This window comes from Bradyrhizobium sp. SZCCHNRI3052 (genome assembly GCF_032484895.1).
In the GTDB taxonomy this organism is placed as follows: Bacteria; Pseudomonadota; Alphaproteobacteria; order Rhizobiales; family Xanthobacteraceae; genus Bradyrhizobium.
Genome location: NZ_JAUETW010000025.1, coordinates 1 through 9,787, shown reverse-complemented (window position 1 = coordinate 9,787; position 9,787 = coordinate 1). Strand labels below are relative to the sequence as shown.

At 66.0% G+C, this 9,787-nt stretch carries 10 protein-coding genes; 3 read left to right on the top strand and 7 right to left on the bottom strand.

Annotation, left to right across the window (positions count from 1 at the left end):
• Positions 1 to 547: 547 nt before the first annotated feature.
• The 5 genes from QW887_RS34720 to QW887_RS34700 all read right to left on the bottom strand — a co-directional run bounded on the left by QW887_RS34720 (position 548) and on the right by QW887_RS34700 (position 5,289).
• Positions 548 to 778 (bottom strand): hypothetical protein, encoded by a 231-nt coding sequence (locus tag QW887_RS34720; RefSeq protein WP_315828605.1) that lies wholly within the window; start codon positions 776 to 778, stop codon positions 548 to 550.
• A gap of 407 nt (positions 779 to 1,185) precedes the next feature.
• The gene (locus tag QW887_RS34715; protein ID WP_315714240.1) at positions 1,186 to 2,385 is read right to left on the bottom strand and encodes an IS256 family transposase; all 1,200 of its coding nucleotides are present in this window, start codon (positions 2,383 to 2,385) and stop codon (positions 1,186 to 1,188) included.
• A gap of 332 nt (positions 2,386 to 2,717) precedes the next feature.
• Positions 2,718 to 2,945: a hypothetical protein gene (locus tag QW887_RS34710; RefSeq protein ID WP_315718641.1), complete on the bottom strand. Its 228-nt coding sequence runs from the start codon at positions 2,943 to 2,945 to the stop codon at positions 2,718 to 2,720.
• 323 nt (positions 2,946 to 3,268) lie between these two features.
• On the bottom strand, positions 3,269 to 3,478 hold the full coding sequence (locus QW887_RS34705) for a PRC-barrel domain containing protein (protein WP_315718640.1): 210 nt from the start codon (positions 3,476 to 3,478) through the stop codon (positions 3,269 to 3,271).
• Between the two features lie 143 nt (positions 3,479 to 3,621).
• On the bottom strand, positions 3,622 to 5,289 hold the full coding sequence (locus QW887_RS34700; RefSeq protein ID WP_315755048.1) for a tannase/feruloyl esterase family alpha/beta hydrolase: 1,668 nt from the start codon (positions 5,287 to 5,289) through the stop codon (positions 3,622 to 3,624).
• 186 nt (positions 5,290 to 5,475) lie between these two features.
• Between QW887_RS34700 and QW887_RS34695 the strand changes: the two genes are divergently transcribed.
• A complete protein-coding gene (locus QW887_RS34695) occupies positions 5,476 to 6,834 on the top strand; it encodes an LLM class flavin-dependent oxidoreductase (RefSeq protein WP_316196192.1) in 1,359 nt (452 codons plus the stop codon).
• 12 nt (positions 6,835 to 6,846) lie between these two features.
• Here the strand turns inward: QW887_RS34695 and QW887_RS34690 are convergent, their stop codons facing one another.
• Both QW887_RS34690 and QW887_RS34685 read right to left on the bottom strand, forming a co-directional pair.
• Positions 6,847 to 7,497: an aspartate/glutamate racemase family protein gene (locus QW887_RS34690; protein WP_315755044.1), complete on the bottom strand. Its 651-nt coding sequence runs from the start codon at positions 7,495 to 7,497 to the stop codon at positions 6,847 to 6,849.
• Positions 7,498 to 7,612: 115 nt separating this feature from the next.
• Positions 7,613 to 8,275 carry an O-methyltransferase gene (locus tag QW887_RS34685; RefSeq protein WP_316196190.1) on the bottom strand — a complete coding sequence of 221 codons (663 nt, stop codon included), beginning with the start codon at positions 8,273 to 8,275 and terminating at the stop codon, positions 7,613 to 7,615.
• Between the two features lie 93 nt (positions 8,276 to 8,368).
• Here QW887_RS34685 and QW887_RS34680 point away from each other — a divergent pair, with 93 nt between their 5' ends.
• Together QW887_RS34680 and QW887_RS34675 are read left to right on the top strand one after the other, a co-directional pair.
• Entirely contained in the window at positions 8,369 to 9,019 is a 651-nt protein-coding gene (locus QW887_RS34680) for a TetR family transcriptional regulator (RefSeq protein ID WP_315755040.1), read from the top strand.
• A gap of 362 nt (positions 9,020 to 9,381) precedes the next feature.
• Complete coding sequence (locus tag QW887_RS34675; protein WP_315828610.1) at positions 9,382 to 9,678, top strand: hypothetical protein; 297 nt, start codon at positions 9,382 to 9,384, stop codon at positions 9,676 to 9,678.
• Positions 9,679 to 9,787: the final 109 nt, after the last annotated feature.

Genomic DNA, 9,787 nt, shown 5'->3' with positions numbered 1-9,787 from the left:
TTGAACTTGAAGCTTTGAACCGGCTGATCACAACGTTTGACGAGGTCCCACCAATCAGTACCCACGCTTCACAGCGCGAATACCATGGTGTTACCTTTGAAACATTGTCCGCCGAAGTCTTCTCGTCCGATCCCAGAACCAAAAGCCGAAGCCTTCAATCCCGAGACCCGCAAGGACTCCGCCGTCCACGTTTCTCTTTCTTCATCTTCACTTGTCAAACAGCCCGCACTTGTTAGTTCGCTTCGAACTAATTAGTGCATCAACTTCTTTGGTCTCGTTCACCGTGGAAGTCCCGATTGCCGGGGCGCTTCACATAGCTGATTTTGAGAGACCGTCAAGAGCCTTTCCGAAGAAAAACTCAGGAGCCAGTCGGAAGAAGAAACATCAAAGAAAACAACGTTGGTCCCGAAGGTCGGGGGCCTCAGTCATCAGTGATGTCCGGCTGGCGTGGTGGTGAGATAGTGCGATGCCGCATCCCGCGCAAGAACTTTTTGCGACGGCTGTGCAGAAATGTGGATAGCGCTGTCGCCGCCCACGCTCGGCCTCCTCACACGCCGTTTCTGTTCCATTTTGGAGCGGCGGGCGCGCGCAGCGTCAGGAATTGCTCGCCTTCGGTTGCACCAGCGCACGATGCGAGTGCGGCATGGGCATGCAGGACGAGATCCTTCCGCCGGACGAGGTTGGTCGGACAGACGCTGCCGAGATTGCTGGTGTCGATTTCGAGGGTCGCGATCCCCTCCCCCGCCTGCGACGATCGCGGCGCAGCGCGGAACGCCAATGGTTCCGGACCGGGCCGCTGAGCCCGGAATCGAAGTTCGCGGCGTCGCACACATTCGCGAATGCGAACTGGCATTGGTCTCGCCACAGCGAGCACGGAAGTGATGCGAGGGACGATCGGCGATATCCGCAAGCCTGGCGGTGACGCGGCCGGGAATGGCTCGGCTGTCCCGGCCGGATCGGTCAGCCCTGTTGCCGCAAGCTCCGGAAATACCACCAGCCCGACGAGGGCGCCCTCGCCACCAACCAAACATGCTTCAATCAGCGCGGGCTTGGAATTGGTTCATCGTGCTCGCGTCTCTGGACTGACTTGCCCAACGCACGGACGTTACGGTCGCTTGGGAGATCGTGTCCCCAAGCGTGGTGTAGCTGGCGGCCCACCGCGTTCGCCGGCTGGAGCCGGGCCTGTCAGCTGGCGATAGCCGTGAGGCTGACGTTCGGATCATCGCTCAATGGCGCGATGGTTTCCAGCGTCATGTAGCGGGCGCGTTGGACCGCCCATTCATCGTTCTGTTCGAGCAGGACAGCTCCGATGAGGCGGACGATAGCGTCCTCATTGGGGAAGATGCCGACCACCTCGGTGCGCCGTTTGATCTCGCCGTTGAGGCGTTCGATCGGATTGGTGGAGTGCAACTTGGTCCGATGCTGCGGCGGGAACGTCATGTAGGCAAGCACGTCGGTCTCGGCCTCGTCGAGGAAGCCGGCAAGCTTGGGCAGCTTGGGACGGAGCTGATCGGCGACCTTGCGCCATTGGGTGCGAGCGGCCTCGGCATCGTCCTGGGCAAAGGCCGTGGCGATGAAGGCGGAGACCACGCGCCGTCCGCTCTTGCCGGCATGAGCCAGCACGTTCCGCATGAAGTGGACGCGGCAGCGTTGCCAGCTGGCGTTGAGCACCTTGGTCACGGTGGCCTTGATGCCCTCGTGGGCGTCGGACACCACCAGCTTGACGCCGCGCAAGCCGCGGCGGGCCAGCTTGCGCAGGAAGGCGGTCCAGAACGTCTCGGCCTCGGACGGCCCGATGTCCATGCCGAGAACCTCGCGCCGGCCGTCGCTGTTGACGCCGACTGCAACGATCACCGCGACGGAGACGATGCGCCCCTGCTGGCGCACCTTCACATAGGTGGCGTCGATCCAAAGATAGGGCCAGTCACCCTCGATTGGACGGCCGAGGAAGGCCTTCACTTTGTCGTCGATCTCGCCGCACAACCGACTGACCTGGCTCTTGGAGATGCCGGTCATGCCCATCGCCTGCACCAGATCGTCGACCGAACGGGTCGAGACGCCCTGAACGTAAGCCTCCTGAACCACGGCGGTGAGCGCCTTCTCGGCCATGCGCCGCGGCTCCAGGAAGCCGGGGAAATAGGAGCCCTTGCGCAGCTTTGGGATGCGCAGCTCCACCGCACCGGCGCGGGTCTCCCAGATCCGGTCGCGGTAGCCATTGCGCTGGGCCAGACGTTCGGGGCTCTTCTCGCCATAGGCAGCCCCGGTCTGGCTCTCGACCTCCAGCTCCATCAGGCGCTGGGCCGCAAAGCCGATCATCTCGCGCAGCAGATCGGCGTCCGGGGTCTTCTCTACCAGCGTGCGCAGGTTCATCATGTCTTCGGTCATCGGTGGTTCCTCGGTTGCGTTGGCGTGTCGCAACCCGATCCTACCGGAGAACTGCCGGTGACCACCGCAAAGCCGCCCGCCCGCTACGGCGCTATTTGGGAGCGCGCGTCCGGGCGGCTTTGCTCCACCGAGCTACACCACCTCCGGGGACACGACCCGCTTGGGACGTCGATCCTGTCGAGCGCGTCGTTGCAGCGATGCCAGCATCAATTCGAGCCCGCATGCAGCAAGAGCAGCCGCGGCATTGTTGCTTGGTCGACATTGTTGCCTGGTGACCTGCCGCGTGGTGACCTCCGCGGCGCCGCGTCGTCCGAGGCCGGCGCGAGACGGCGTCAACGCGATCGCGGCGGCGTGCTGCGTGCGGGAGCCGTCAGGAAGCGATCGAGCTCGACGATCGCTTCGGCCTCGCGGGCGCGCCGCAGCTGCCTGGCCTGCTCGATGCCCGGGGGCAGACGTTTCGCCCTGTCTCGCGCTTCGCGCGCCATCTCCAGCAACCGCTCACCCAACGACATCGTCTGCTTGACACGCCGGCGCCGCTTCTTTTGACCTTCTACGTCCATGCGGGATTGCATCCAGTTTCATTGATGCGCATCGACGACTCTAGATCAGGAGCTGCCGCGCGCATCAACATAAGTGAATCGGCCATGACCAACGTCGTCCGGGCGGCAGAGCAGCAGCCGCCGGCCGCGCCGGGAGCAACGAGGCTAGCCGCAGCGCCGCCGACTTCGCACGGCTGGGATGCGTGGACCGGGGCGGTCTCTGCCCGCCCCGGTCCCATCGGCTGATGCGCGCGGTTGGGCAGAACGAGCATGCGCTTTCGCCGCAGCGTCCGGAGCCAGTCCAGCACGTCGTTGCGCGACCTGAGTGGACGAGGCAATGCCACTCAGGCCTGCGCGAACTTGATGGTCGACACCGGCCAGCGGCCGTCATGGCCACCGATGGTGATGCGCAGACCGTGGAGTTCGTCAAGATGGACGTACTCCACTGTTCCGGCCTTGCCGTCGCTCAGCGCCACAGCCTTGCCGACCAGCTCGGTCTGCGCCCGTTCGAATTCGCGCAGGATGCAGAAGGCTCGCGTCTTGACGGCAACCATGAGGAACTTCGAGACCTGAGGGGGGAACCGCCGGGCAGCACAGGCCGCTCGACGGTCGTTCAAGTCGGCACGCGGACGCCGAACGTCAACCCGTCCTCAAGCAATCGTGCGCGCCGCAAGGCAGCGAGCGCCGGGCTTGCCCATCAGCGGCACTCGAAATTCGCCGCATCCTCGAGGCTGCCGCTGCCCTTGTAGGTCAGCACCTTCGGGAACGCGCAGAGATCGCGTGTGCGCCCGGGCCATGGCACATCGGGCGCGCGCCGCGCGGTGGCCCGGATCGCCTCGGGCGCCGCGGCCGTGCCCTCCACCCATCGGTCCAGCGCGGTCAGCAGGTCGAACTGATCGGTGGCGGGTCCGCCGCCGCAATGGTTCATGCCGGGAACCAGGAACAGCCGTGCGAAGCCGTCGGCATCGGCGCCGTATTTGGTCTTGAGCTGATCGACATAGTCGACGGTGTCGAGCGCCGAGAAGATCGGATCGGCCGTGCCGTGATAGAACAGCATCTTGCCGCCCTTCGCCTTGAAGGCGTCGAGATCGGTCGAGGTCGCGGCCTCATATTCCATGCCGGCGTCGAAGCCGCCGGCGCCCTTCATCACCTTCCGCGGATCGCGGTCGAGATCGAAGTTGCGCACCCAGGCGACGAGATCCTCCGGCGTCTCCGGCGGGCTCATGAAATCATAGGCGACGCCGCCGGGAATGAGCGTGAGGTTGCGCGCATTGGGCGGACTCGCCTTGGGCGTACCGAGCTTCCAGGCGCGCCAGCCGGGCGCGGCGAGGCCGGGATCATACGGCCAGCGCGCATAGATCAATCCGCCCATGGAATTACGGCTGCCGTCGAACATCAGCTTGACGGCTTTCAGCTTGGGGACAGGCAGGCACTGCGAGTTCTGGCCCTCCTTGCAGGCGAGCGCGGCCGGATCGAAGCGGCAGGCCATGACGTCCTGCACCATGCCATCCTTGGCGCCGTCGGCGCCATCGCACGACGCGGTCACGGCATCGGCCACCAGCTTCAGGTCCTCGTCGCTCAGCGCGCTGCCGACATCGGCCTTGCCGTCCGGGCCGGGCGGCGCGATCGCCAGCAGCGCCTGCTCCTGCGCGATCACATCGATGCCGGCCAGCGGCACGCGATAGGCCGGCGCGCCGGCGATGACGCCGTCGAACAGCTCGGGGAAGCGCTGCGTCACCGCCATCGCCTGGCGGCCGCCGTTGGAGCAGCCAGCGAAGTAGGACCGGCGCGGCGCCTTGCCGTACAGCTTCTCGGCCGCGGCCTTGGCTGCGGCAGCCACGGGCGGAATCGAGCTGTAGCCCTTGTCGCGCCGCGCCTGCGGATCGAGGCCGAACAGATAGGGCCCGAGCGGTCCCGGCTCCTCGAGATGGCCTGCGTCGGTCGAGGCGACGGCATAGCCGTTCGAGAGTCCGTTGGGCGGCGTGTTGCCGGTGAGCAGGCCGAGCGCCGGGCGCAGCACGCCGTCGACGCCGCCGCCGCCCTGAAAGACGACCTTGCCATTCCACGTCGCAGGCAGTCGCAGCTCGTAGCCGACAGCATAGGGCTTGCCGTCGATGCCGGTACGCTCGTTGATCTTGCCCCGGATCAGGCAGTGATCCGGCGCAGGTGCGGTCGCGCCCGCAGGCGCGGGCGGCGCCAGTTGCACGCCGCCCGCAGCGACGAATTCCGCCGTGACGATGCGGCCGCTGCCGGAGAAGCCCTGAGCCAGCGTGGCGCAGCTCGCCTTGAAATCCTCCGCATGCGCGGACGCCATGGCCGACGTCGTCAGCAAGACCGCGGTCAGCGCCGTCACACGGATCGTCATCACGGTCGTCCTCACACCTGCGGGCCAAAGCCCGTCACGCATCGTCGTTGCTTCGCGGCACGCTCGATCGCTTCCGACCATAGCCAAGCCTGCGCCCGCCGCAAGCGGCCGTGCGCATGGGTGCGATTGAAAACGTCAGCCGAAGCGTGCCATCTGATGGGTGTCAAGGAAGCGTCGAGGGACATCATGGCTGCGGACATCAGGTTGAATGCGTTTGCGATGAACTGCGTCGGGCACCAGTCGCCCGGCCTGTGGCGGCATCCGCGTGACCGTTCCTCCGACTACAATCGCCTGCCCTATTGGCTCGACCTCGCCAAGACCTTGGAGCGCGGCCGCTTCGACGGACTGTTTCTCGCCGACGTGCTCGGCGTCTACGATGTCTATGGCGGCAACCCCGACGCGGCGCTCCGCCACGCCATCCAGGTGCCGGTGAACGATCCGATGATGCTGATCTCGGCGATGGCCGCCGCGACCTCCCATCTCGGCTTCGGCGTCACCTGCACGCTGTCCTTTGAGCCGCCCTACCCGTTCGCGCGGCGGATGTCGACGCTCGATCATCTCACCGAGGGCCGTATCGGATGGAACATCGTCACCGGCTATCTCGACAGCGCCGCACGCGGCATGGGCAGGGAGCGCCAGACCGCGCATGACGATCGCTACGACGTCGCCGACGAGTACATGGAGGTCGTCTACAGACTGTGGGAAGGCAGCTGGGAGGACGACGCCGTCAAGCGCGACCGGACAAGCGGCGTGTTCACCGATCCCACGAAGGTTCACCGTGTCAGCCATCGCGGCGAGAACTACCAGCTCGACGCCATCCATCTCTGCGAGCCGTCGCCGCAGCGAACGCCGGTGCTGTATCAAGCCGGCACCTCGCCGCGCGGCCGCGTGTTCGCCGGCCGGCATGCCGAATGCGTGTTCATGTCCGGCCCGTCCGCCAAGATCATCGCGCCGCGCGTCGCCGCGATCCGCCAGGCCGCCGCCGACGCGGGTCGCGCGGGCAGCGACATCGTCATCTTCAGCATCGCCACCGTCGTGCTCGGCGAAACCGATGCGGCGGCCGAGGCGAAGTTCGCCGACTATCGCCGCTACATCGACCACGAGGCGTCGCTGACCTTGATGTCGGGCTGGACCGGCGTCGACTTCTCGACCTACGACCTCGACCAGCAGGTCCGCCACGTGCTCAACGATGCCGGCCGCAGTGCGATGGACAACGTCACGCGGGCCGATCCGGACCGGGTGTGGACCGTGCGCGAGGTTGCCGAGCATGTCGGCATCGGCGGTATCGGCCCGGTGTTCGTCGGCTCACCGGCGAAGGTCGCCGATCTCATCGAGAGCTGGATCGAGCAGACTGGCGTCGACGGCCTCAACCTCGCCTTTGCGCTGTCGCCGGAGAGTTTTGCCGATGTCGCCGACATGCTGGTGCCGGAGCTGACCCGGCGCGGCCGCTACAAGAAGGCGTATCAGCCAGGGACGTTGCGCGAGAAGCTGTTCGGCCGTGCCCGGCTCGCGGCGCCGCATCCGGCGGCGAGCTACCGGCCGTAATGCCGCTGGCACTCAGCCCGACAGACGCGACAGCAACACGGCCACCGCCGCCGCGATCGGCTTGATGATCGGCACCGCGAATTGCCGCTGCAACTGATCGGCGGCCTGCGCCAGCGGCCCGCCGCCGATGATCACGGCCTCGGCGCCGTCCTCGGCAATACAGGCGCGCGTGGCTTCAGCCAGGGCGGCAGCAAGCCGCGCCGGATCGACGGCGAGCGCGGCCGGGTCGCCCTGCGTCAGACGCGTCCCGGTGAACTGCGCCGACAGGTTCAGCCTGTCTGCAAGGCCCGCGATGCTCGCGACCAGCGCAGGCGTCACCGTGGCAACGCCGAAGCGCCGCCCGCCCTCTGCGGCCTCGCGCATCGACGCCTCGCCGATGCCCGCCACCGGCAGCGAGCACTGGCTGCCAAGCTCCGCGGCGCCGGGATCGCCGAACGCCGCGACGATGATGCCGTCGCAAGCATCGCGATGCGCGCGGCCGATATCGACCACTTCCGCCGCCGATGCGGCCAGCGCCTCGGCATCCACGATCATGGCCGGCGCCCGCGTCGCGGTCGCGCCGACCACCTCGGCCCGGCCGGCGCAGCAGGCCGCCGCAATCGACACCATCATCGCGGTGGTCGTGGCCGAGCTGTTGGGATTGATCAGGAGGATGCGGGGCATGAGGACGGTTGCTCAGATGACGAAGCTCTCCTCGTGAACAATCGTCGGCCAAACGTCAACTCCAGGCCCATTCGCCGATGAGGGTGGCGGGCATCCGCCGTTCGTCGCCGGCCGATCACCCGATCCGCATCGACAATTCGACTTCGTCGCCGAACGGCACCGACAGATAGCCGTTATCAGGCGAACGGACGTAGGCGAGGTAGTCGGGGCTGTGGTCGGCATTGTCAGCGACGATGAACGCGCCGGCGCTGAGCCGGCTCTCGAGCAGCGCCAGGATATCGCCATACAGCGGCTTGGCGCCGTCGAGCAAAACCAGGTCGATCGCGTCCGGGAGATCACCGCTCAAGGTCTGCAGGGCGTCGCCCTGGCGGATCTCGACCAGATCGGCCAGGCCGCCCTCCGCGAGGTTGGCATGGGCACGGGCGACCTTGGACGGCTCGAACTCCGTGGTGATCAGCCGGCCGCCGCCATTGTCGCGCAGCGCCGCGGCGAGGAACAGCGTCGAGACGCCGAACGAGGTGCCGAATTCGACGATCGATCGCGCACCGACGCCGCGCGCCAGCATGTAGAGCAGCATGCCGGTGTCGCGCGACACGGGCAACGGAAAGTCCTTGAGCTGCGTGTAGAGCTCGACATGACCGGACCTGCTGCGCATCAGTTGCGCGCCCCGTTCGGCCATGCCGGCGAAGATCGGGCTCGTCTCCGGCCGCAGCAACGTGGCCTCGGCAAGCAGGCGATCCAGCAGCGGCGCCACCGGCTGAGTGGTCAGGGTGATCATTGATATTCTCCGTGTTCTCGATGCGTGTCGTTTGCGTCGAAGTCAGAATACGAATAATCATTCGCATTCGCTAATCGCATTTCGGAACGCTCCATGGCCCCGGCTCGAAAAGCCCCGATTTCCCCGCGAAAACTGCCGCAACAGGCACGCTCGGCCGACCTCGTCGCGGCCATTCTGCAGGCGGCTGTTCAGGTTTTGACCAAGGAAGGCGCGCAACGTTTCACCACGGCCCGTGTCGCCGAGAAGGCCGGCGTCAGCGTCGGCTCGCTCTATCAGTACTTCCCGAACAAGGCGGCGATCCTGTTCAGGCTGCAGAGCGACGAGTGGCAGCAGACGACGAAACTGCTGCACGGCATTCTGGAGGACACGCGCCGTCCGCCTCTGACGCGATTGCGCGCGCTCGTTCACGCGTTCCTGCAATCGGAGTGCGACGAGGCCGCCGTACGCGGCGCGCTCGACGACGCCGCCCCGCTCTATCGCGACGCGCCCGAGGCACGCCAGGCCAGGGCCAGTGGCCGCCGCGCCATGCTCGCCTTCATGCGCGAGGTGCTGCCTCGTGCCGGAGAGACCGAGCGCGCGCGTGCCGCCGACCTGATCAAGACGACGCTCGGTCAGGTCGGCAAGCACTTCTCGGAGACACCGCGAAGCCGGGCCGAGATATCGGCCTATGCCGATGCGATGGCCGACATGTTCTGTGCGTACCTCTCCACCGCGAACAAGCCCCACAGACGTAAGGCCGGGTAGTCCTAGAGCCGGCGCCTCTCCGGTCAAGCGGCCTCTCGGGGCACTCCCGCCATGCGCGGGCTTGTCCCGCGCATCCACGCCTCTCCCACGCAAACTGGGAACCTCTGCACGGCCACGGGCTGCCGCGACACTACGTTGACTTGATGCCGTCGTATCCCAGATCGCCGCTGACTTGATGCAGCGCCGCAGGTCGGGTGCCCGCAGCTAACAACGGACCTCTCATCAGAGTCCGTGATTGTCGGTTAAGGGCGAATTCCGGACACGATGAGGCGTCCGATCAAGTCGCGAATTGACCCATTGAAGACGTCGCATGGTTCGGTAAATGTGAGGCTCGGAGATATCTCACGACCAACGGAGTGAGAATGAATTTCGTTGCTGTCACTGCTGAATACGGGATTGTCATCCGTCGGCGCGCCTTGACCGAAAGGGGCGTATCGTATCAGGCCGTACTTAATGCCCTTGAGACGGATAAGCCGCACGGTGCTGATGAGGAGCTACTCTCTTTTGGTCCAAGCTTCGGTCCAGAGGCACTCGCAACTCTGACGCGGAGGCTCATCGATCTGGGCCTCGTCTATTTCGATGACTTCTTCGAGTTCGCCAGCGACGTCCCGCTGTGGTGCAAGTTTGCCGTGGCGTTTGTGGCGACGAAGTCAACGTGAACCAGCGCACTGGATGTCTGCTGTTGGCCGATGACGAATTGGCGCGTTGTGGTTCACGCGGGCGTCAGCGCGGGCATCGGGATCAGCTTGGCCATCTTACGAAGGTTCT

What these genes read in the sequence shown, in the direction of transcription:
- QW887_RS34715 (WP_315714240.1), bottom strand. Translation starts at nt 2,385, where the DNA reads ATGACCGAAGACATGATGAACCTGCGCACGCTGGTAGAGAAGACCCCG.
- QW887_RS34710 (WP_315718641.1), bottom strand. Translation starts at nt 2,945, where the DNA reads ATGGACGTAGAAGGTCAAAAGAAGCGGCGCCGGCGTGTCAAGCAGACG.
- QW887_RS34705 (WP_315718640.1), bottom strand. Translation starts at nt 3,478, where the DNA reads ATGGTTGCCGTCAAGACGCGAGCCTTCTGCATCCTGCGCGAATTCGAA.
- QW887_RS34700 (WP_315755048.1), bottom strand. Translation starts at nt 5,289, where the DNA reads ATGACGATCCGTGTGACGGCGCTGACCGCGGTCTTGCTGACGACGTCG.
- QW887_RS34695 (WP_316196192.1), top strand. Translation starts at nt 5,476, where the DNA reads ATGGCTGCGGACATCAGGTTGAATGCGTTTGCGATGAACTGCGTCGGG.
- QW887_RS34690 (WP_315755044.1), bottom strand. Translation starts at nt 7,497, where the DNA reads ATGCCCCGCATCCTCCTGATCAATCCCAACAGCTCGGCCACGACCACC.
- QW887_RS34685 (WP_316196190.1), bottom strand. Translation starts at nt 8,275, where the DNA reads ATGATCACCCTGACCACTCAGCCGGTGGCGCCGCTGCTGGATCGCCTG.
- QW887_RS34680 (WP_315755040.1), top strand. Translation starts at nt 8,369, where the DNA reads ATGGCCCCGGCTCGAAAAGCCCCGATTTCCCCGCGAAAACTGCCGCAA.
- QW887_RS34675 (WP_315828610.1), top strand. Translation starts at nt 9,382, where the DNA reads ATGAATTTCGTTGCTGTCACTGCTGAATACGGGATTGTCATCCGTCGG.